General features: G+C 48.8%; 19 protein-coding genes. 5 read left to right on the forward strand and 14 right to left on the reverse strand.

The window, feature by feature from the left end:
* Positions 1-442 precede the first annotated feature (442 nt).
* The 4 genes from DESTI_RS29525 to DESTI_RS26395 all read left to right on the forward strand — a co-directional run bounded on the left by DESTI_RS29525 (position 443) and on the right by DESTI_RS26395 (position 6,936).
* A complete protein-coding gene (locus tag DESTI_RS29525) occupies positions 443-1,273 on the forward strand; it encodes a lysophospholipid acyltransferase family protein (protein WP_014813008.1) in 831 nt (276 codons plus the stop codon).
* Between the two features lie 280 nt (positions 1,274-1,553).
* Positions 1,554-3,077: a PAS domain S-box protein gene (locus tag DESTI_RS26385; RefSeq protein ID WP_014813009.1), complete on the forward strand. Its 1,524-nt coding sequence runs from the start codon at positions 1,554-1,556 to the stop codon at positions 3,075-3,077.
* Between the two features lie 574 nt (positions 3,078-3,651).
* The gene (locus DESTI_RS26390; protein ID WP_041286516.1) at positions 3,652-5,046 is read left to right on the forward strand and encodes a sigma-54-dependent transcriptional regulator; all 1,395 of its coding nucleotides are present in this window, start codon (positions 3,652-3,654) and stop codon (positions 5,044-5,046) included.
* A gap of 381 nt (positions 5,047-5,427) precedes the next feature.
* Positions 5,428-6,936: a benzoate-CoA ligase family protein gene (locus DESTI_RS26395; protein WP_014813011.1), complete on the forward strand. Its 1,509-nt coding sequence runs from the start codon at positions 5,428-5,430 to the stop codon at positions 6,934-6,936.
* A 230-nt stretch (positions 6,937-7,166) separates the two neighbouring features.
* On the opposite strand, the gene DESTI_RS30375 is transcribed toward DESTI_RS26395, so the two are convergent.
* Entirely contained in the window at positions 7,167-7,304 is a 138-nt protein-coding gene (locus DESTI_RS30375) for a DUF3096 domain-containing protein (protein WP_014813012.1), read from the reverse strand.
* 403 nt (positions 7,305-7,707) lie between these two features.
* Here DESTI_RS30375 and DESTI_RS26400 point away from each other — a divergent pair, with 403 nt between their 5' ends.
* Positions 7,708-8,187, forward strand: a complete 480-nt coding sequence (locus DESTI_RS26400) for a CBS domain-containing protein (protein ID WP_014813013.1) — start codon at positions 7,708-7,710, stop codon at positions 8,185-8,187.
* A gap of 61 nt (positions 8,188-8,248) precedes the next feature.
* Here DESTI_RS26400 and DESTI_RS26405 read toward each other — a convergent pair whose 3' ends face one another.
* The 13 genes from DESTI_RS26405 to DESTI_RS26465 form a co-directional block, all read right to left on the reverse strand.
* Positions 8,249-9,331, reverse strand: a complete 1,083-nt coding sequence (locus DESTI_RS26405) for a two-component system sensor histidine kinase NtrB (RefSeq protein ID WP_014813014.1) — start codon at positions 9,329-9,331, stop codon at positions 8,249-8,251.
* Between the two features lie 69 nt (positions 9,332-9,400).
* The gene (gene divK / locus DESTI_RS26410; RefSeq protein ID WP_014813015.1) at positions 9,401-9,757 is read right to left on the reverse strand and encodes a DVU0259 family response regulator domain-containing protein; all 357 of its coding nucleotides are present in this window, start codon (positions 9,755-9,757) and stop codon (positions 9,401-9,403) included.
* Between the two features lie 16 nt (positions 9,758-9,773).
* On the reverse strand, positions 9,774-11,009 hold the full coding sequence (gene nrfD, locus DESTI_RS26415) for an NrfD/PsrC family molybdoenzyme membrane anchor subunit (protein WP_014813016.1): 1,236 nt from the start codon (positions 11,007-11,009) through the stop codon (positions 9,774-9,776).
* Entirely contained in the window at positions 11,010-11,948 is a 939-nt protein-coding gene (locus tag DESTI_RS26420; RefSeq protein ID WP_014813017.1) for a 4Fe-4S dicluster domain-containing protein, read from the reverse strand.
* Positions 11,949-12,006: 58 nt separating this feature from the next.
* The gene (gene hmcD / locus DESTI_RS31655; RefSeq protein WP_014813018.1) at positions 12,007-12,129 is read right to left on the reverse strand and encodes a sulfate respiration complex protein HmcD; all 123 of its coding nucleotides are present in this window, start codon (positions 12,127-12,129) and stop codon (positions 12,007-12,009) included.
* 20 nt (positions 12,130-12,149) lie between these two features.
* Positions 12,150-13,958: a sulfate respiration complex hexadecaheme cytochrome HmcA gene (gene hmcA, locus DESTI_RS26425; RefSeq protein ID WP_014813019.1), complete on the reverse strand. Its 1,809-nt coding sequence runs from the start codon at positions 13,956-13,958 to the stop codon at positions 12,150-12,152.
* Positions 13,959-13,962: 4 nt separating this feature from the next.
* Positions 13,963-15,309 carry a (Fe-S)-binding protein gene (locus DESTI_RS26430; protein ID WP_014813020.1) on the reverse strand — a complete coding sequence of 449 codons (1,347 nt, stop codon included), beginning with the start codon at positions 15,307-15,309 and terminating at the stop codon, positions 13,963-13,965.
* Between the two features lie 27 nt (positions 15,310-15,336).
* The gene (gene tmcC, locus DESTI_RS26435) at positions 15,337-15,984 is read right to left on the reverse strand and encodes a TmcC family electron transfer complex membrane anchor subunit (RefSeq protein WP_014813021.1); all 648 of its coding nucleotides are present in this window, start codon (positions 15,982-15,984) and stop codon (positions 15,337-15,339) included.
* 17 nt (positions 15,985-16,001) lie between these two features.
* Positions 16,002-17,285 carry an electron transfer complex subunit TmcD gene (gene tmcD / locus DESTI_RS26440; protein WP_014813022.1) on the reverse strand — a complete coding sequence of 428 codons (1,284 nt, stop codon included), beginning with the start codon at positions 17,283-17,285 and terminating at the stop codon, positions 16,002-16,004.
* Positions 17,286-17,323: 38 nt separating this feature from the next.
* A complete protein-coding gene (locus DESTI_RS26445) occupies positions 17,324-19,729 on the reverse strand; it encodes an ATP-binding protein (protein ID WP_014813023.1) in 2,406 nt (801 codons plus the stop codon).
* Positions 19,730-19,785: 56 nt separating this feature from the next.
* Positions 19,786-20,181 carry a response regulator gene (locus DESTI_RS26450; protein WP_014813024.1) on the reverse strand — a complete coding sequence of 132 codons (396 nt, stop codon included), beginning with the start codon at positions 20,179-20,181 and terminating at the stop codon, positions 19,786-19,788.
* A 661-nt stretch (positions 20,182-20,842) separates the two neighbouring features.
* Positions 20,843-22,174 (reverse strand): sigma-54 interaction domain-containing protein, encoded by a 1,332-nt coding sequence (locus DESTI_RS26455; protein ID WP_041286518.1) that lies wholly within the window; start codon positions 22,172-22,174, stop codon positions 20,843-20,845.
* A 519-nt stretch (positions 22,175-22,693) separates the two neighbouring features.
* Entirely contained in the window at positions 22,694-23,140 is a 447-nt protein-coding gene (locus DESTI_RS26465) for a universal stress protein (protein WP_014813027.1), read from the reverse strand.
* Between the last annotated feature and the right edge of the window lie 150 nt (positions 23,141-23,290).

A 23,290-nucleotide genomic window follows, 5' to 3' on the forward strand; every position in this document is an offset into this window, starting at 1 on the left:
CTTTTTATAGCGATTATTGAAAATAGCGACGGATTACGATTCACGTCATCATCCCCCATACGAATTCCCCTGGAATAAGATATGCTTGGAATCCTTCGGATTTGGGAAGTAGTAAGTATTAATTCCACATTATCTACCCCATGAAAGCAAGTCAACAGATTCCCGAACAATGCAATTATCGAATATAGCCAAGCCTGCTCATAGAGCGGACAGGTTTATTTTTTTCACCCTGGACGCGAGTATTACCATTCAGTAACGAACTTAATGCTGGTTGCCATATCAGGAGAATCACGGTTGACTGAAGGCATAAAGTGAATTAGAGTCGAACGCTGATCATGCTCTTGCTCCGCGTCGAGTTCAATCAATGCAAGCCGCTGGATGAACTGCGCAGTACCAAGACAAATAGTGTGATCCCAGCAAAATCTCGCATCAGGAGTTGGCATTGCGATTCAGAATTCGATTCTTACCGAGACAACTTTTCGCAGCAGCAGGAACAGCGTTGATCACCATTTTACTGGCCCCGATCATGATAATCAGAAGCATGTTTCCGGGCTCTGCCTATATCAACTACCGCATCGGCCGTTTGTGGAATTTAATTGTCGCGAAGTTTATGGGAATATCGTTCTCTATTACCGGAACGGAGAAGATCGTCCCGGGTGAATCGTACATCATCACACCCAACCATCAGAGTTTCGCTGATATCCTGGCGTTATTCGTCAATCTTCCGCTTCCGTTCAGATGGGTAATCAAAAAAGAGCTTCTCAAGATACCACTTTTCGGACGTGCTCTCGGCGCCACCGGCGCTATTTCTCTTGACCGTTCCGACAGGGAACGAGCAGTCAAGAGTCTCCGGGAGGGCGCTCGCAAATTAGGCGAAGGCTGGTCGGTCCTCATCTATCCTGAAGGAACCCGAACTCCCGACGGGCTTCTTCATTCCTTCAAAAAGGGAGCATTCATGATGGCTATTCAGACTGGAATTCCGATTCTTCCAGTCACCTGCAACGGCGCATTCAAAATCATGCCGAAGAACTCGCTTCTATTCAGGCCGGGGCACGTGTCTGTTGCTATCGGGGACCCGATCCTGACGAAAGGGCTGACCGAAAATAGCGTCATGGAGCTGATGGAGCGGACTTGGCAGGCTATTAACAGTCGTCTGAATCCGGCCTTCGATCCTTTCAGGAAGATTCTCGCAGGAACGGATGCTCTCCAGCAGCCAATTACTGACGAGGCTGTCGGTATATCGAGCTCAGAGAAAGTCCCTGACCCAAGGTAAAGGAATTATAACCTTCAGGCCGTTGCGAGTTTCTCTTTACAACTGAAGAAGTCGACTGATGAATCCCCCTGAACACCGGCTGCCTCCGACGGTGTCAAGGTGATGCTTCCATTGCGGGCGGCTCAATGGGATGAGGCTCGTCTTTGCGAGTCTTCTGCAGTGATTCTCAAAAGTTATCTCGTATTATTAAGAGCCGTTCTTCGAAATTAGTAGCCACCGGTCTCCTGCCTGTGGACGATACGTAAATAAATCAATCAATTAACTCTGTCCGAGTTTCCCAATGAACATCAAAACACTCCTGGACACGAACCGCACAGCAATAATTGATGAATGGCTCCGCAAGCTCCAGACTGAAGTCAGTCCTTCGTACTCGTCCAGACCGGAAAAAGAACTGATCCTCACGGTAACCCGAGCAATGGACGCCGATTATGATGCGCTGGTTCACGGCAATTTCGACAAGCTCAATCAAGCGATTGATTTCATAGGAAATCTCCGAGGAAAAGCCGGCTTCACCCTTTCTGAGGTGCAAAAAGCATTTGAGCTATTTCGAACCATCCTGGTTCCCATTCTCGAAAAAGAGATGACAAAATCCGAAGCCTTCAAAATCCTCGATCGCCTGAATCATTGCCTGGCCTATACCATTCATAAGTTCAGCGACCAATTCCAGCAGGTTCACGAACGAGAAATAAAGCAGCATGCCAAAAAACTCGAAGTGACGGTTGAAGAAAGGACCAGGGAACTGGCTGAGTCGGAACGCAAATACCGGCAGCTTGTAGAAGAAATCCGAGACGGCTATTTTATCCACAAACAAGGGATAATCGTTTTTGCAAATCAGGCTTTTTGCGATATGCACGGCTACACGCTCGATCAGGTAATTGGGAGCAATTTCAGAGTATTCGTAGCTCCGGAATCCCTCGCCGACGTTGAACGGCTCTATGAAGATAGAACGTCGTGCAACAAAACCGAAAGCCAATACGCATACTTGCGACTTAACAGCCGGGGTGAGGCATTTCCCACCGAGAACAAAGTCATTGTCACTCAATATGAAGGCGAACCAGTGGTCATGGGGATCTGTCGAGACATAACCGAACGCACCGAAATAGAAAAGCGAGTGAGAGAAGCCGAACGTTTTGCACATATCGGTCAACTCACGACCTCCATAGCCCACGAAATCAGGAACCCACTCTCCGCAGCCGGCATGAGTGTCCAGGACCTGCTCAAGCATGCTTCGCTCTCCGGGAACAACGAGCGACGTCTCGAAATAATCGGTAAAGAGCTCGCCAGAGTGAATAAGATCGTGACTGAAATGCTGGATTTTGCAAAGCCCGTGAAATTCGAATTTCATCCCGAATCGGTTGAGCTCTTGATAAAATCGTGTTTGGATGTACTTGAAGCACGCATACGAGAACAACGTGTCAGGGTAGTCCAAAGAATGTTGGAACCCTTACCCGAGCTGCTCATGGATCGGGAAAAAATGCTTCAAGCTCTTATAAACATTCTGCTCAACTCGCTTGAAGCGATCGGCGAAAATGGGCGACTGGAAATCTCTGCATCTATGGCAGACGGAAATGTAAGGATAGGAATCTGCGACAATGGCCCGGGTATCGCCGAAGAAGACCTGGCATATGCATTCGATCCCTTCTTTAGTAGAAAGAAGAAAGGAACGGGGCTCGGGCTTGCTAATGCCAAGAAAATCGTCGAGGCTCATGGCGGACTGATCGACATCAGAGGGATGCCCAAGGGCACGGAAGTGACGGTGACCTTACCGTGTCCGGATACTGTTGGAAGCGAACGTAGGACATAATTCCTGCCGTCTCGCATATATTAGAGTGGCTGTCAAAAATTCTGACGTTTATCCTGCGCTCGGATACAAGATTTTAGTGGGGACTGGCGTCTCGAAACTGTCTCAAAAGCCGAAATTCATTCCAGATCGTGGCACGAATTTCCATCGATCCTGACTGCCCGATTGTAGGGGCGGGCCTAGTGTCCGCCCAGATAAGGGCAGGCACGAGACCTGCCCCTACTCGGATGGAGAATCGTGGCACGATTCCTGTGTATTCGATAATTTTGAGACAGTTTCTCTCTGCCGCTGCATTCTATCGATATCATTGATCATATTGAAAATGTGCCGGCACGGAGGCCGGCACCCTGCAATAGTCCTATCCTCAATCGGACATTAATTTTAGCAATTCGTATAATCTGGTAGGATGTCCATCCCGCTCATATGAATTTTCCAGGCTTCCAGAGCCCCGCTGGTGAACCCGAGCGGGGCAGGTACTTGCGGAAAAGAGTACGAAGAGGTAAACGTAAGTTGTAATCGTAACTCAGCATTTGCCACGAATTCTCACAAAGTAGGCGCCGAAGGAAGGTCAGTAAGCTTGCAGCGAACCAGGATACTCATCGTCGATGACGAACCGTCAGCCTTGGAAGTCCTTGAAATGCACCTCACTGAAAAGAATTTCGAGGTGTATTGCACTCTCGAAGCAAAAGGGGTTATCGACAAGATCGCTTCATTCAAGCCGGCAATCGTGATTCTCGATGTACGACTGGCAGATGCGGACGGGCTCGACGTATTGAACGAGATACGTGCTTCATCCCAAAAGCCGTATGTTATCGTAGTCACCGCTTTTCACGATATGGCTACTACGATAAAAGCCATCAAACGAGGCGCTTTCGAGTACATTCCCAAACCCATAGATCTGGACGATTTGGATGCGGCCATTGAAAGGGCGGGTGACCTTTCCCGGGCTCATCTTGGTTCGGACGGCTTGTCTATAAGCGATCTTCACGATTTTGAACCCAAGGAGATCGTTGGCAAGACCAAGGAGATGAAGGAGATCTTCAAGACCATCGGGATTTTGTCCAACAACACCGTCACGGTTCTTATAGAAGGAGAGACCGGCACGGGAAAGGAACTGGTAGCCAGAGCAATCCACTACAACGGTCCTCACAGGGAGGAACCGTTTGTGGCCATAAATTGTTCAGCAATAGTAGAAGGTCTTCTCGAAAGCGAATTGTTCGGACATGAGAAAGGAGCCTTTACAGGAGCAGCTTCTTTCAAGAAGGGTAAGTTCGAAATAGCAGCGCATGGCACGATCTTATTGGACGAGATATGCGAAATGCCTCTTTCATTACAAGCGAAGCTGCTGCGTTTCCTGCAAGACAAAGAATTCCAGCGTGTGGGAGGCGAGAAAACCATCCGCTCCGAAGCCAGAATTATTGCTTCGACAAACAGGGATATGTTCGAGATGGTGCGTCAAGGCTTCTTCCGTCGCGATCTCTACTATCGTCTCAATGTGGCGACTATACGAATTCCTGCCCTGAGGCATCGATCAGCGGATATCCCCTTGATCGTCGAATATCTACTCAAGAAGATCAATCTCAATCTCAATAAACAGGTGGATCATGTCGAGCAGAACGCTCTCAAACGATTACGGGAGTATCATTGGCCCGGAAACGTGAGGGAACTCGAAAACTTGCTTACCCGAGCCGTCATGCATACCCAGGGGAATGCAATACTCGATGATGTTTTAGTCCCCCTTTTTCAAAGTCCTCAACTTTGTGAAGATGTAGATGCCGAAACAATCCCGAACAAACAGCTTTCATCGGACAAACCTCTCACCGATCGAGAACTTATATTGAACGCCCTGGAAAGTACAAAATGGCATTACGGAAACGCAGGTAAAATCCTGGGCATATCGTATCCGACGCTCAGGAAACGTATGAGAGCGTTTGGCATCGTCGCAAAACCTCATAATCAAAGTCATCCGTGAACTCCACGTGCGGTAACTTAGGGTCGCAGTTGCTTAAATGGGCACCTCCTAGTGTCAAAAAGGCCATCAATGTCCCCCTTTTCTAAAGGGGGATTCAGGGGGATTTCAGAGGTTTAGATCAAAATCCCCCCTGGCCCCCCTTTATAAAAGGGGGGAATATTCTGATAAGTCAACGTCTATGCCCGTACACCTCAGCTTCTTTTTCAAAAATCAAAATCCTGTTTTCATAAATTGAAAGACATTTTAAATCGCGGCTCACATCTAATTCGCCCAATTAAGGTGTAAATCCTTTCTTAATAGAGACTTGATTCTGCAGTGTTACGGTCAGGCACGATCCTTGCTTCCGTAAGCCCCGATTAATCATCAGAAAGGAGCAAGGATATGGCGGGCGCAGTCGAGAAGAAAGTTAATCTTGCTGAAGAGCTTATTGGGAAGAATTCGTTTGAGCGACCTGACAAGATTGCCTTTTTTTGCGGTGATGTAAAGGTTACTTACCGGGAACTCGCGAAAAATGTGAACAAATTTGCCAATGTTTTGCGAACATTAGGGGTGAAGCCCACTGAGCGAGTTATGATTCACCTTCCGGATTCCCCGCTCTTCATTTATGCGTTTTTAGGAAGCGTGAAATGCGGCGCCTGGCCGGTTCCTGTCAACACCATGCTGTCAGAGGGCGATTACCGGTACCTGCTGACCGACAGCGAGAGCAGGTTTTTGGTCACTAATATGGACAGCAGAGCCGCTCAAATCGAAACCGATCACCATTGCGACAAAATCTTCCCTGACGACCGGTTTCGAGAATTGTTCTCGGCTGCATCGGACGAAGCCGATCCATACCTTGTAAATCCTGATGATATAGCTTTTTGGCTTTACAGTTCGGGTAGTACGGGCAAACCGAAGCCCACACCGCACAAGCAGAGTTCCATGCTGTTCACCGCTGACAATTACGCAAAGCACGTCCTGGGCATTCGTGAAGAAGACATCTGCTTCTCGGTGAGCAAATTGTTTTTTGCATACGGACTGGGAAATGGATTAACCTTTCCTCTCAGGTTCGGCGCCACGGCAGTTCTGCTCTCCGATCCTCCCACACCGGAAAAGGTGATAAACACTCTGGTCACCTACAGGCCGACCGTGTTTTTCGGGGTGCCGACAATGTACAATTCTCTCGTAAAGAAAATGAACGGCGCAGACACAAGTTCGTTGCGACTCTGTGTGTCTGCCGGTGAGGCTCTGCCACCTGAGATCTTCAAACAATGGCAGGCAAAAACGGGTTGCGAGATAGTTGACGGCATCGGTTCGACTGAAGCTCTCCACATTTTTATCTCCAATCGGCCTGGTGCGGCCAAAGAAGGGTCCTCAGGGAGTCTGGTCCCCGGATACGAAGCCAAGATAGTTGACGACGAGGGGAGTGACGTTCCGGTCGGAGCAACCGGCCACCTGCTAATCCGCGGTAGTAGCATTACACCCGGCTATTGGAATAGGCCGGAGCAGAATCGTGAGAAGATGCTCGAAGACGGATGGTTCAGGACTGGTGACATGTATAGTCGAGATAACGGTTATTTCATATATCAGGGTAGGGGAGACGACATGCTCAAGGTCGGTGGGATCTGGGTCTCTCCCATGGAGATCGAATACGTCCTGATCGAGCATGCAGCAGTCTCGGAATGCGCTGTAGTCGGCCATGAAGTGGAAGGTCTGCAAAAACCTTTTGCATATGTAGTCGTGAATCCATCCCATGACGGAACGGGTAAGGAAAAACTCACAGGTGAACTCCTGGAATTTGTGTCTCAAAGATTGCCGAAGTTTAAACGTCCGTGGGGGATTCACTTCGTGAATGAGTTGCCCAAGACAGCGACAGGCAAGATCCAGAGATTCAAACTACGTAAGTCGTAAGAATAATGCTTTGCGGGATTTCGGATTATAGCAAATGACAGAATTTTTGTCCGATTGCGAAAAGCTCTTCTTGAAAATTGGTGGGTGCCGGCCTCTGTGCCGGCACATTTGTCACAACCAAACAATTAGTTAGGCCAGGCAGGGACGCCGGCTCCCTTACAAAGGGAGTTCAAAAGGTCAGAAATTATGTCAAGCTGCTGCAAATAATCGTTGACCGTCAATCGACGGACTTACCGCCCGAAGATACCCAGCAAGCCGATTATGATCAGATAAATGCCGACTATCCATGATAACAAACGCGGCACGGTCAAGATCAGAATACCGGCTATCAAAGCAATCAATGGCTCTAACGGAATATTCGTTGGCATAATTCTTTCTCCGGATGTCAAGCTGTACATTGTATGACAATAATTTAGTAATTCTTTTGGTAAAAAGTCGTCACTAATGTGACACACGGAGCGGCAAAACAGTTCAAATTGTTATTTCGTTTTCTAAATACAGTTTTCTCATCACGTGCGGCGATTCTCATTTCTTTTTGATAACTTGACATTCTATTCGGTCAAAGACCGGGGAATGGATATCGTAATTGGAGAAAAGGCAGGCATAAAACTTATGTTTCTGAAGGGCAGCGCGCATGTTGTCATTTTCGTTCAAACTCGGGAACTTGGCATCATTTAATCGTGATACTATTGGGTTACGGCATATTGCAACTACAATATCAATGAATAATTTGTACATGTATGTAATTACTAACAACCGAAAGGAATAACCATGAAAGTGTCAGAAGTTATGACGCCAACAGTGTTGACAATAAATGGGGATTCCACCGTAATTGATGCGGCTAGGAAGATGCGAGACTTTGACGTTGGTTTTTTGGCCGTGGTCTCCGATTATTCTGTTCTTGGAACATTGACAGATCGGGACATAGTTATCAGAGCCTTGGCTCGCGAAACGGAAAAATCCCCGTTCGTCAAAGACATAATGACCAGAAATCCGATCACATGCACAACAGACAGCGACATTGAGGATGTTGCTCAATTGTTATCCAAACATCAGATCCAACGTATCCTGGTAATTGACGAGACTGAAACACCCGTAGGTGTCCTCTCAATAGGAGACTTGGCATCAAAAGTGGATGACAGCCAGCTCATAGCGTCGACACTCAAGACTGTAAAAAAAGACATCGTGTCGAAAGAACCTCCGTGGATCAAAGAAGAACAGAGACCGGCAGAAATAAGCTACGAGGTGTGATTATGAGAAGAACTGGAGCTCTGCGGTCACATGCAGCCGGCCGCAGAGTCTCCTACTCTATCTAATTGTGTATCTGTTCTTTTTTCGGAAAATGAGCAACAAACGTAGTGCCATGTTTTGGTCTTGACCTGAAAGTAATGGTTCCGCCATGCTCGCGGAGAATCTTCTGAGTCACCATGAGTCCCAGACCGGTCCCTTTGTCACCTTTGGAGGTGAAAAAATCTTCAAAAACATGTTGTTTCAGGCGCTTATCTATTCCGATTCCATTGTCTGCGACTTCGATAATTGTAGCTCCTCTCCTGCCTTTGCGGGTACGAATTTCAACCAGGTGTTCGTCTTTCCAGAGATCGAGCTTACAGGCGTCCATTGCATTGGATACGAGATTCGACAGAACCGTGTGAAGGCCTTGGGGGTCTATTATTGCCTCTCCAAGCTCTTCATCGAGAGCCAGATGGATCTTGATAGCATATCTTTGAGCCGCGTCTTTGAACAACTCGTACACTTCCCGGACGATCTTATTCGGTTCGATTGTCTCGAGATTAGGCTCCCGCTCCTTTGAACAGTACAGAATGTCTTTCACGATATGGGAGATTTTCTCAAAATTTAGGAGAACAATTTCCCACCCTTCTTTCACTTCATCGGGTTTCTTGTCTTCAATGCCTTTATTGACGACGTAAATCCCGCCTTCAAGTCCCATCATAATGTTCTTGATGCTATGGGCCATGCCCGCAACGGTTTGTCCGAGGAGTATCAATTGTCTTTGGATATCTTTTACGGAAGTAATGTTCACGCCGGTTTCTATGACCGAAGACACTATTCCGGTTTCTTGATCCACCAGAGGTGCCGATGAGACCAGGATAGTCATGCGGGAGCCGTTACGGTTGGTTACCTGCAATTCTGCGCTGTGAATGGATCTATCCGAAAAGGTCTTGAGAACAGGGCATTCCGAGCAGGGCGCATTTCCGATATTGTAGAATTGATGGCAGGTTTTTCCGGACGAGTCACCGAAATCCTGTTGCACGAGATCGTTGGCCCACAGGATCTTGAGATTTGCGTCCTGAACAGTCACATAGCAAGGGATGGCATGGGCAATTCTGCCACATCCATCCTCGCTCAATCGTGTGTCAGTTTCGTGTTCTTTCATACAAGAATCCGCTGCAGATCTTTCAACTGAGGAACTCCTGCGGTTTGGGCACTCTCGTTATGAAATCCCCTATTCGCCGATCGTCTCCTTGATACTGCTCAACAATGCGTTGCGATCGATCGGTTTTTCAAAGACCGCAACAGGCTTTGAGACAGCCAGGTGGCGTCCGGGAATTCCGCTTATGACAATCACGGGAGTGTCCTTGAAGTGTTTATCTTTGATCATATTGCGATAGAACCGCGTTCCCGTTTCATTCGGCATCTGTAAATCCAGGGTCACCAGATCCGGGTTCTCCTGCTTGAGGACTTCCAAAGCCGATTCTCCATCACCTGCGGAGCACGTTTCATATCCGCAATCCTGAAGAAACGTTGTCAGATATTTTACGATATGGGGTTCGTCATCCACCACGAGAATTTTTTTCGGCATGATGTTTCCTCCCGTATCAGTGCTTCTCGGGTTCAAAATCCGGATGTTCGTACAGAATGGGCATGCGATTCATGATCCACTGAAAGGTGATGATGCCGATAGTGATCACTGTCACGGTAAGCACAACTTCCATCCAGTGGGGGACGTACCGGTCAGCCCAGGACAAGTGCCAGTTGAACGCTATAATAGAGTGATTCACCCTGTTCAGAATGATTCCGATCACTGCAACGATTGCCCAATTGCGAACCATCTGAACCAAATGGTTTTGCACTGCATACATGAGTGCGAAGGCCGGAATGAGCACGAACCCTATGATTTCTACCAGATACCAATATCCATAGCCGGTATCCAGGTAACTCCAACTGTTGCCGTGGGCAAGTCCGATCATCTTCATGAAGAAGTAGGCAAATAGTGTGACGGAAGTCGCCTTGCCCAGTCCCAGTGTAACACGATCCAGTTGATCGGGATCATGATTTTTTATCTGGTGAGCAAAGACTCTATGAGAAATGGTGCTCTCCAGAATTGTCATTGCCAAACCGCCTACAATAGCGCTCATGAAGAAAAAGAGAGGAATGTACTCAGAATACCACAATGGATGGAGCTTTTCAGGCATCAAGAGGAAGATGGAGCCCAGTGCCGATTGATGGAGCATGGAGAGACATACTCCGAATATGGTCGCTCCGAGTGTTGCTTTTATGAAAATACTCCGTAGTTTTTTCAAATTCAGCCATTCCCAGATTGCCGGACACCATTCCACGAACTGACAGCTCAGATAAAGTGCCACATGCCAGGCAACCAGGAACAGCACGGAATTGACACCCCACGACACCACCATGGGGTACGGAATTCGGTAGTACCTGCCCAAATCGAAGGTGAGGGCGATAATAGCGAACAAGTACCCGAGAAAACCTGTCAACACGGCAGGTCTGAACAGAAAACCATAATCTTTCATTCCGAACAGATGAACCGCTGTGCCGATAACAAATCCACCGGCTGCCAGAGCAACTCCACAGAGCATGTCAAAACCTATCCAGATACCCCAGGGGTTGTTATCTGACAGATTCGTTGAAGGGCCCAGTCCGTACACAAGGCGGTAGATGATGACCGGTATTCCCACCGCAAGAATGAACGCGATCACGGCATTGGACGGAGTCATGTTGCTCCGCACATAGTCTTTGAAAGTCATGCCGAGAAACAGTTTTTCCTGCATCCATGTGGGCTTGATATCCGTTGTGATTGCTGTTGTATCCAATTACTTGCCCTCCTTGCTCTCGAGAGCCTTCTTGAGCTCTTCTTCCGCCAGCTTGTCTCTTCGTTTCTTGAAGCTGTAAAACCCCATAGCCAGTGCTGGTATGGTAATAAAGACCGGTGAAACCAGTGACAAGAACGGCTTTCCCAACGTAGGTATCGGAGTCGTTCCAAGATCTGTTCGGAATCCGATCATGTTGAAAGGCACGGCCGACAAATACATCCAGCTTGTTCCGCCTACTTCATTTTCTCCATACACGTGATTCACGTATCGAGTAGGGTTGTCCCTGATCTTTTTATGGGCCAGATCGATAAGATCTGTTCGCTTTCCGAACGTCATAGTTTCGACCGGACACATGCCGACGCAAGCAGGAACGCCGCCTTCTTTGGAAATCTTGTCAAAGCAGAACGTGCACTTGGTGACTTCAGGAGTGAAGGGATCGAAATATTGATAAGCCGGGATGTCGAAGGGGCAGGCTGCCATGCAGTACCGGCATCCCACGCACAGTGAAGCATCGTATGTGACTGCGCCAACCGGCTGCTTCGTGAACGCCTTGACGAAGCACGATGACGCACAACCGGGCTCGTAGCAGTGCATGCACTGCTTTTTCACATAAATCGGCTTGGATGCATCAAGCGGATTGGGGAACCGGTTTACCACCGTGTAAGTGTCTGCATGGGTTCTTCGAACCTTAAGAAAAACGGATTGGTCTTTTTCGTATTCCTTCAAGGGCTGCTGACCGGGCAATTTATTGGATTCCTTGCAGGCCCACTCGCAGCGGCGGCAACCTATGCATACAGTCGTATCCACCAACACTCCGAATTGATCCGGATACCCACGGAGCGATGCTACGTCTGCCAGAGCATTGCCCTCCAGCCCGAATCCGAGTGCCATCCCCGTGCCCGCGAGCATTTTCAGGAAGTTGCGTCTATCGGCATTCATTTTGAGATCCTCTCCTGTAGGGGAGTTTCTGGTCCGCTATCTGAGTAGCGCAGTTAACTCAGTCTTTTTCCCGGTATGTCAGGAATCTCCAGAAGGAGATGAACACAAAAAGGTAAACGATCACGATCAGGTATTCCATTCCTTTGGTAAGGATATAGAATTCATGCAATATGTTCGGCATGGTTTCCTCCTGTACGACGATCACTTGTTCGCCGGAACATGGGAAATGACTTCTAATGCAGTCTTTATCTCCCCTTTTTCAGCATGGCATTTCGCGCATTCCAATGCAGTCGGCTTCTGCTTCATCGATCCATGACATCCGATGCACTGGCGGTGGTACGCTCCCATCAAAGTCGGTTTGCCCAAAGAAGCAAGATCCACGGTCTTATTGTGACACGTCGTACACTTGGGCACCTTGACCGCTGCCTGTTGAAATTCACTTCTATGATGACACCCTGCACAGAGAGCCTGCTCTCGTGTAGAGTGGAACCACCGGGCCAGGGAACTTTCGTTTGAAATGGTCACGAGCTTGTTCACGATTTTCAGATGCGCAAACTCTGCAGGCTTAAACTCCTTTTCCAGGAGCTTCATCACCACTTTGTCGGGAACCTTTTCTTTGTCCTGAAACAGAGGCATCGGCGGAACATCGATGGCTTTCCCGTTTGACGGACCTCGGTGGCATACGGGACATGAGGAACTTGGTGTTGGACCTGTTAACCACTGGTGACATCCTGCACATTTCTGATCCTGCTTCTTTTGAGCATGACAACCGATACACGCCTGGTTTGACGTAACCATATGGAATGCCCGCTCGTAACTGATTCCGCCGCCCTTCTTTACGTCGCCTGTTTGCGTGTGACAGTTCACACATTTTTCCAGGGAGTTGTGATGGCAAGCATTGCAGAATTGAGCACGGGGTTCATGAGCCTTGTGGTTGAAAGTCACTGCTTTCATGCGGACCGCAGGAGACTGGATTCCCGGAATTTCCTTGGGCATCTCCACAGAAGTGTTATCCGGCAAGACAAGTGCGAGATCCATAACATCTTTCTGGCCTCTCACCAGTCGAGGAACTTTCATGATCTCTTCAGGGGTCAGCTCTTTGTGCTCCCCGTGGCATCCCTTGCATTCAAACGGTCCGAATTTGTTCTGCGAAGTTGTCGATGACGATCCTTGCTGAGAAGTCGTTTCAGCCTTGGCTTTTTCCGCAAGCTTCATATGACAGCCGATGCACGCGGAATGAGCCACTTTCTGCATGGATCGTGCATTCTTTTCGTCCTTGCTCTTGTGACAGGCCTGACATGAGTTCTCGGTATCTTTTTTATAGATGAGCTTCTTCTGCTTCTCGTCGTACTGGTGATGGCAGAGTTCACACCTGTTACCGCTTGTATCCGAGACGACTTGAACCTTGTCCGCAATCGCAAATTCAGTTGCCGGATCGAGCTTCTTGACTGCTTCCACGTGCTTGCCATGTCGGGCATAGTTGAAAATAGGACTCCAGGCCCAGGTGGTTTGCTGGACTTCAGGACGTTTCTTGTGACATTTGCCGCAAAGGCCGATATCCGGTCCGGATTTCTTCCCTTCGGATTGAAGGGTACGATGACAGCTCACACATCCCTCGTGATATGCATACATGATTGCAGTCTTGTCGGTTGGATCGAAAGCGCTTTTCGGAAATTTGAAGACTTTGACTTCAGGATTGGAAAGGCTGGCACTGGCATCCTTCACAATGTGACATATTGCACAATCCTGACCTTTAGACTGTTTCAATGCTTTCGTATGCATGTCATGATCGAACACTACAGGCGGACGCTCTAATCGGGGAGATGACCCCAAATGCGATATAAGAATCGGCGGATTTGTACTACTGTTTTGAGTTGAACTTTGCGGAGAGTTGTCCGAGAAAGCCGGTACATTTGGAAACAAAGTCCACAGGAAACCCGAAAGAATTATCAAGATCGTCCTTGTAGTCGCTTGCATGAGTCTGCCCCTTTTTGCACCCGAGTCGCACATTATATTACTCGGCTCTCAGTTCATCGGGAATTTCCATTACCTGCATGAGTATCTCACTAAAGAATTTCACATGCATGCCGAGTTTGTACGAACCGATGATATCTTCAATCCCACTGTGGCAGTTGTGGCACGGCGTTATTACCACATGTGCTTTCGTTGCCGCCAATTGTTCAGCCTTGACGCTGTTACCCTTGACACGCGAGGTTTTCCACGGAGGACCGCAGTTGATGACTCCGCCTCCGGCTCCACAGCAGTAGTTATGCTCAAAGTCAGGACTGGGAGGTACAAAATGCGAACAAGTAGCTTGAACGATTTCGCGCAACTTGGTTCCGAGCCCTCTGCCTCTCACGATGTTACAAGGTTCTTGAACAGTGACCGGCTCATCGAATTTGCGAGCAATCTTGATGCGGCCTGAAGTAATAAGCTCATGGTAGAAGTCCACTGCATGAATCACCGGAATCGGAGGTTCACGCCATGCGAGCCACTTGGGGCCGTCGTACACTGCTCCTCTAAATGCATGACCGCATTCGCCCATCACAATTCGTTTGCACTTCAGCTTCAATGCAGCCTCGTGATGAGCGCGTTCAACTCGTCCCATGATCTCGAAATCGCCGGAGAACATGGCCATGTTGCTGTTATCCCAGCCATCGAACGAAGGCATGGTCCAATCGATCTTTGCTACAGCCATGATCTGAGCAATATTGCCGATGAGTTGCGCAAGAATTTTTGGTTCAGGAGCTATCACCGAGTAAAAGACTTCGGCACCTTCTTTGTCCAACGGAATTCTCGCCCCTACGACTTCAGATCTGGCATCTTCCTCTTGCCACTGGAGCGTATCGATCCACTCGTCCTGCTTCACCCACATCTGGTTCAGGGTGACAGCGTGGCTGTTAACAGTGTCTTGCATGAATTGCGGCACCATGTGGAGCTCATGGCAAATCCGCCGCACTACCAGAAGCAAATAGGCAATGTCGATGCCGAAGGGACAGTACATGCTGCATTTTCGGCAAACATTGCACTCCGTCTGGGCAATTCTGGAGCACTCCTTGATGAAGTCGGAATCCACATTCCCTTTCTTCTTGAGTATTTCCCAGAGCGTCTGTTTGACCTTGCCAACTGGAGAGAACCTGGGGTCACGATCGTTTGAAAGAAACCAGTGGCACGCGTCCGAGCAGAGTCCGCAATGTACGCAAGTATTTAAATATACGTTGAATCTGGCTGCCGTCTCTTTATCGATCACTCTGTTTATGACCTGGCTTATCTGCTCACGAGTGAGTTCCTTTGCATTGAGATCTAGACCCGGGTCGGAAACGGCCGGTAATTGTGGTAAATAGTATGCCGGTAAGCCCATATTCGCCTCCGTACGGTTTGATGGCATCTACCAATCCCTGGCATGACGGACTGCGCCGAATTCGGATCCCATGTACGCCCGGGTAAAGGGAAAGAAGAGCATATGGCTAAGTCTCGTGAACGGTATCGCCATAAGCATTGCTGACCCGCAGATGATGTGAAGGACAATGATAGTATCGTAATCAAACCACTGATTACGAGCTGCGAAACCTGTTAGAAAGGGAGCCGCGACGAGAGCTAACAAGAGATAATCCCCTATTGAAGTGACAAAATGCACTTCAGGAAGCATCCATCGTCGCACAAGAAAGAACAATGCAGCGAAAATCACAAGCACTGTGAGCCAATCTGCCGCCCTTTCCGAGATAGTCGGCCACTTGCCTCCCCATGCATACGAGAACATAGCCACGTGTGCCGTGAGAAAGATCGGTACCAGGAAAAGGCAAATATGGAATGCGAAGGTCACCAAAGTCGTCTCGTAGCGCATGCGCATGTTCCTGGAGGCAAAAGGCACGAGCCAATGGACAAGCGAACGCAAACCATATTTTAAGCTCATATAAGGGAGCACAACTTTATCCTTTTGAGCCATCCTTACCATTCTGAAAAACTGATAGAGCATCCCACCGATGAACACAGAGAATGCAATCCAGACGAGCGGTCCGCTCACGAGGTTGTACATGGCTGTCTCTCCTCTACTCAGCGCAGAAGTTCTCTGAGGGGAAGAAGGTTGCGATAAAGGCGACCGAATTGAACCGCCTTGACCAAAATCTTCTCACCATCAGGACTGAAGATTGGGTCCCACATTTGAACGTAACCTAACGACGCAATTTTGCCGTTGACTACAAGGAAATATTCCTGCCCTTTCGCCGCTCTTGCAGCTACCTGTCTCCCATCGGGACTGAAAACCGGGTCCCAAATCATGTCGAATTCCTGGTCCCACGGGGTGCCGTCTACAGCGATAGTCCATTTATTGTGATCTTTTACTACTGCCGCGATTCTCCCTCCGCTTTCACTGAAGACTGGTGGCAGTACAGCGTCGCCGAAAGTGCTTTGCCATGGACTACCATTTACTGCTACGGTCCAGCGCCCGAATGAGGGCGCAACCACGGCTGCAAGTCGTTTTCCATCAGGGCTGAATGTCTGATGCCAGAGTTGCGCGAAGTATTCATTCCATAAAGGCTCGCTGTTCAGAAGCAGCCCCCATCCTTGCGGTGTCAGACACGGAGCTATAACATCGTGCTCACGGGGAACAAAGAGAGGCTTCCAGACTGCTTTGAAACCATTTTTCCAGGGCAGGCCGTCGACACAGATCGTCTGAAGACCGGATTTTAGTCGCACTTCCGCAGCAACTTTCGATCCATCATCACTGAAGACGGAATCCCAGACATTAAGAAAATTAGTGTCCCAGGGCTCTCCGTCCACCGCAAGGCTCCAGACTCCCTCTCGAAATTTCCAGATGTCACCTTCCGATACAGGCTCCAACTGCACGTTGCCTGCCGTGCGAGATCCATCAGCGCTGATTTCGCAAGCCCTCATTTGGACAAACGTACTCTCCCAGGGCTCTCCGTTCAAAACTATACCGTAGCCTTCAGATGTCCTGATGTTTGCAGCCACTGCGGCACCATCGCGACTGAACCTCAGATTCCAGACATACTCGAATGTCTCTTCCCAGGCCCGATCGTCCTGAATAACAGTCCATTCATCCTCGTTCATTCCGAGACAGGTGAGCTTGCCATCGGGTGCAAACCTAAGAGACCACACTTTTTCAAACGTGCTCTCCCAGGGTACTCCGTTAACGCAGACTGTGAACACATCTTCATCCGACTTGACAATGGCAGCTACTGTTTCGCCATCCTCACTGACCGTTAATTCCTGCACTTCGGAATACTCGTTGTGCCAGTCATCCACGTCTGCCACGGCTTTAGAGGGGATATCCCAGTCCCAAATATTACAGGGTATAGATCGTTCTGCTTGTTCCATGAGCCCCTCCGCTGTAAGTTACTAATCCTTCAGAGAAATCACGCCTCGAAAGATTTCTGTTTCGACTCGATTGATCCCACCGGGTTCGTCTGAACGCCAGGGTCTGCTGCAGACTCCTTTTTGTCGTCAGAAGAGTCGAATAGATTGTGTTTCTTTTCTTTGGGTTTGCCGGGAGGCAGTACGACGGTAAATGTCGTTCCTGCTCCTTCCTTGCTTTCAAACGATATCCGACCACCATGCTCGGCGATGATTTTGCTGGTCACAAGGAGACCGAGACCGGTTCCTCTGCTTCCCTTGGTCGAGTAAAACCTCGAGAAAAGTTTTCGCTGGATGTCATCGCTCATTCCCACGCCGTTGTCGGACACTTCGTATGTGAGGAACCCCTCCGGATTCAGTCTTGTTCGCACTATGATGTGGTGTTCGGATTTTGCACTATCGAGAGCGCAGGCATCGATTGCGTTCGCAATCAGGTTTGACAGGCACGTGTGAATGCCCCGTTGATCGAGATAGATTGCAAACATCCTGTTTGCTTGTGCATCGAAATCCCTGCGGATCTCTATGGACTTTTCCTGAGCACTCATGTCGAAGAGGGCACAAACTTCTTCTGCCAGGAGATTTGGATCGGTTTCTTCATACTGAGGCGCTCGCTCCTTACTGTAACTGAGAAGATCCTTCACGAGAGCCGACACTCTGCTAATATTGTTTCGGACCATACTCCAGCCGCGGGGGAGCAGTTCATCGTCATGATCTTCCATAGCCGTTTCTACGACGAACACTCCACCCTCCAAGCCGGTGAGAATATTCTTGATACCATGAGCGAGACCCGCCACAGTCTGGCCTGCAACCGCGAGCCGGTCAGAAGCCTGTTTCTCACGTTCCAGTTTCTTGAACATGCGGAGATCCTGAAGAAATCCTACTGCACCGACTATTTTTTTGTCGTCGAAAAGAAGGAATCCGGAGAAGCGAACGGGAATGGATTCTCCTTCCTTTGATGTAATAACCATTTCCTGTGCGATCAAACGAGTCTGCTCAGTCTCTCGTCCCAGATGTGCAGTAAGGACCATCTCAACGAACGGTTTCGGAAAATATTTCTCCAGATCGCCGTCGCCGATCACTTCTTCAGGCGAATAACCGAACATATTTTGAGCCGCAATGTTGTAGATGTTTATTTTTCCATCTTCATCGGTTGCTATAATGCCGTGGATCGAGTTCTCGATGAGGTTGGCCTGAAAATCCTCCGAAGCTCGCAGTGCCTTCTGCAGCTCGATCCGGTCACTGATATCGACTGCTATGAGCATCGCATAGATAACTTTGCCTTTTTCGTCGAACACGGGTGTCGTGTAACTCAAGTAATTTGTTTCTTCACCCGTGATCTTGAGACCGCAATGCTCCCGTCCCGAAGATTTTCCTTCCTGAAATGTCACGTCTACATGACAGTCGTCGCATTTTGACTTGCGCTGCTTGAAGACTTCGTAACATTTCATTCCTATGGTGCCTCTGAACAGTTCCTGCATATGTGAATTCTGGCGGACGATATCGAAGCGATCGTCAATTAAACAGATGAAGCACGGCACTTGCTCGAAGAGATTCTTGTACTCCCACCGGCTGCGGACAAGCTCGAGAGTGCGCCGTCTGATCTGATCCCGCATGACATTGAATGACTGTGCGAGTTCACCGATCTGATCCGTCGACTCCACCGGCACCTTGTACGTATAATCTCCTGCTGCTATCTTTTTTGCTCCCAACCGCAATCGACCTATCGGTCTGTTCACTTTAGCTGCTATATATACGCCAATGATCCCGAAAATCGCAGCGAATGTGCCTATTCCAATGATCACTATGTTCATTACAAGGGACTTAACCCGATCGTCAAACCACTTCAGGGACATACTTACATCAAGCACCCCCAGGATTTGTTGATCCTTGGAATGAACATGACATGCCGCGGTATAGCAGCTTTCTTGTATGAATATTGGAGTGATCATACCAAGGACTCTGTAACCTTCGTGATAGTGCACTCGAGCTCTTTGATCGGTAACTACTTGATCGAACGGCTTGTCAACTGAGTGGCACACGAAACAGGCTTCGGACTGCTTATCTACCCTGGAGCCGACTTCACGCGGTCGATTTGAAAACTTTATCAAACCGTCATGATCGTATATCCGAATGGCTGAGATCCCCTCCTGCTGCCCCATATTGTTGATGATGTTCCGAGTCGCGTCCCGGTCGTCTTCCAGCATGCTGTGGTTGGTAGCATTGATCACTGAAGAACTGAATCTGTCCGCTTCTCGCATCACTTGCTCGTAATAGAAGTCCTGCTGAATGTTTAGCAGGAGAGAGACGAAAATTATGAAGGAGCCAAGAAGAATCAGCCCCACCATGGAGGCAATCCTCAGACCCAGGCTTCTTGAGAGGGCAGCCCATTTTTGCTTAAGCCAACCCACCTTTGCCTCCCGGTTTTGACGACAACTGTTGTTAAGTAAGGCCGAGAAAGCTCCGATTATTCCTGGAGAACCTCTTTTACCGCCTTAAGAAAAAGTTCCCTGTCAATCGGCTTTTCGATATACCCTTCCGGAGCAGGTAAAGATCTTTCCTGGATGTACTGCTTGAATCCTTTGAAGTCCCAGGGATCCGCTGCTTCAATTCCTGTGACCATGATGACGGGCAAATGCTTGAGACGCTCGTCCCGCCGCATCTCTCGATACATTTTGATGCCTGTTTTTTCCGGCATCAGCAGATCGAGACAGACTAGATCGGGCTTCTCTTCGATGACTTTCTTCATCCCTTCCACTCCGTCACACGCTTCACACACGGTGTATCCGTTCTTTCTCAGGAGTGTTCCGATAAACGTTAGGATATCGGGCTCGTCATCGATAACGAGAATCTTCTTGGGCATGACCGGTCCCTCCTTTGTTGTTGGCTCCGGTTATGGAGAGGGTGAACGGAGAATATTCCCCGGGATCACCCCGAATCTGCGTGCTTGACGGTTTCTTACTTGAGCAAACACCATGCCAAAGGACACTAACAGGATACTTACTCACAACCAAAATGCTTGCATAATGGGTTAGAGAGGGAGAACACAAAACGGGAAGTAGTCGGAATAGCTATCGGGAGAACGATGCTAGAGCTATTGCTAAATTAATGCTGGATTGAGCATAAGAGTGCTGGTGGGTGCCGACCTTCGTGCCTGCACATCTTAAAGATGATCAATTATATCAACAGAATGTACGGGTAGGGAGAAACTGTCTCAAAAATCGAAATTTATCCCAGATCGTGGTACGTATTTCTCATCATCTTCCTGGCATGATTGTAGGGGCGGACCTGCGAGTCCGCCCAAATTAGGGCAGACACTACAGGTCTGCCCCTACTCGGATGAGAATCGTGGCACGATGTTTTGTCCATTCATGAATTTTTGGGACACTTCCGGGACGCCGGTCCCCACTAACATCGTCAAAATGTTTCGGTTGCGCGACGCTTTTTATGAAACAGTGGTGAGGGTGACATCTGGTGGGAGTTAAGAGACCGTTTCACACTTGAAACGTTGTCTCACTGCCGGACTACTTTGCGATACCGTATTTGTCCATTTTTCGCCAGAGTGTGGCGCGGCTCATACCGAGTCGCCGCGCTGCCAGAGCTTTCTTCCAGTGAGCGCGTTCCAGTTCCTTGACAATTAACTCTCTTTCGACGAGATCGAGCTTTCCCTGGGCCCGCTGCGCGCCCCGGCTGACTGTGACGGGAGGTGCGGAAGCGATATTCTGCGGAAGATCGGAATGATGAATCAACACTCCTTTGCAGTGCACAAAAGAGTGTTCAATTGCGTTGGCCAGTTCCCTGACATTGCCGGGCCAGGGATAAGCTTCCAGGATCTCCAGAACCTGATCCGCTATTCCCTGAATACTCTTGCCCATTTGTTTGTTGAATTTTCTGATGAAATAACCGATGAGGAGCCGGATATCTTCTTTTCGTTCTCTTAAAGGAGGTAGGTTCACGGGAAAAACACTCAGTCTGTAATAGAGGTCATCGCGAAATGAACTATCCAGCACTTTCCTGTAAAGGTCCTTGTTCGTAGCTGTTATAAGGCGGACATCCACCTTGATGTTTCTGTTGTCTCCGATTCTCTGGAATTCTCGTTCTTCGAGAACCCTCAGCAGTTTGACTTGTATGGCAGGGCTTATTTCACCAATTTCATCCAGGAAGAGAGTGCCTCCATTGGCGAGTTCGAACTTGCCGGCATGATTGCGAATTGCGCCTGTGAACGCCCCTTTGACGTGTCCGAACAACTCTGTTTCGAGAACTCCCTCAGGGAGGGCAGAGCAGTTTATGGCGACAAACGGTCTGTCTTTCCGAGGGCCGTAGAAGTGCAATGCGCGAGCGATAAGTTCTTTTCCCGTCCCGGATTCGCCTTGAATGAGAACGGTAGTGTCTGTCCCAAGCAAGGATTCCAGGATGTCGTACACAATCTTCATGGGTTCGCTTCGCCCCACGATATTGGCGTACCCGTATTGCGCCTTCAACTCTTCCCGCATCCAGTAATTCTGAGAAACGTCACGGAAGGTTTCGAGTCCGCCGATGATTTGCCCATTCGAATCATAGAGTGGCGCAGCATTGACCATGAGGTGAATCAGCTCATTGCGTTTGTTATGAATCGCTATTTCTACGTCGTGATAAGGGTGGCCGCACGAAAGTGCCTTGTCCACGGGACAGTGCTCCCGGCACAGGGCCGCACGAAAAATGGTCATGCATTCCTTTCCCAGGACTTCTTCTCTATGAAAACCGGTTATATGCTCAGCGGCCCGATTCCAAGAGGCAATTCTCCAGTCTCGATCCAGCGTCATTACGCCTTCTGAGATGCTGTTGAGAATGGCCTCGCAGAATTGGTTATTTTCCATGTTTATCTCACCCCTGATTGCGTGCTCGAAAGCTGTGTAGCGAGCGGCAGGTTTGCCCGGCATGTGGGATGCCCGATTGAGATAAACTAATGCTGAATCAGGGAACTCTTCATTTTCTTATCATAGCCGATCATCGATTGTTTTGCGAGAGGAACTATTCCTCAGGGGACAAAAAGATGCAAATTTCGTGCCTCTCCCCAAAAAAATCACCGTGGGTTGTCAAATTTTCCCGCTCCTTCCTTGGCACGGGAAACAAGGACGACATCTCCCGGTTCGTTGATGACTTCCCTGCAGATTCATGGCTTTGTAAGGAAGCCGATAGGTCATTCATGTCTGAGGCTGTATTTTTCAGGCGTCGTATTGGGTCTCGGGGAGAATCCGTCAATGAGGATGTATCAAGAAAGTCGCTCCTCTGTGACGTTGCGGCGAAATTCCCCCCGAGAAGAAAGAGTTGTCAGGCATTCGGATCAATCCGTGGGGCTGAGTTCATCTCACCTCTAACGTTAGATCAGGACTTTCCTAATCTTGAGACTTAACGGTAAGCACAGGGCATTTGGCCATTCTAACCACATGCTCCGCAGTGCTTCCCACAAGCAAATGGCTCAGGCCGGTCCTGCCGTGAGTGCCCATTATGATCAGATCGACGGATTGTTCTTCTGCAAGTTTCAAGATTTCTTCGCCGGGGATGCCTTTTCTTGAAAACGTTTGAACAGCAGGCATCTGACGTTTGAATCTTTCACTAATTTCTCGCAACTGTTCTTCAGCTCTCTTTTCCACTGAATCAACTGCGTCGCCGTATACCGGAAGACCAATCAACGCCGGATGTTGAAGAAATCTGATGTTGATGACATTGACGACCAGCAAGTCTGCTTCAAAGGTTCTAGCGTAGCTCAATGCAATTCTCCCGGCTCGTTCGCTGTTTTCGGAGAAATCTGAGCAATACAGGATTCTGTTTGGGGTCAACATTCGAATCTCCTTAAGTCGTAGATCGGTGATACCGAGTTAGAGTGTACACAAGGCAATCCAAAAAAATCAAAATGGTTTTCGAAGAAGCACTTCATTCTATTACCATCAAAGATGAAGAAGCGTAGTGTGAGGCGGACCCTTCTGTCAAGA

It is taken from the genome of Desulfomonile tiedjei DSM 6799, from assembly GCF_000266945.1.
GTDB classification, from domain to species: domain Bacteria; phylum Desulfobacterota; class Desulfomonilia; order Desulfomonilales; family Desulfomonilaceae; genus Desulfomonile; species Desulfomonile tiedjei.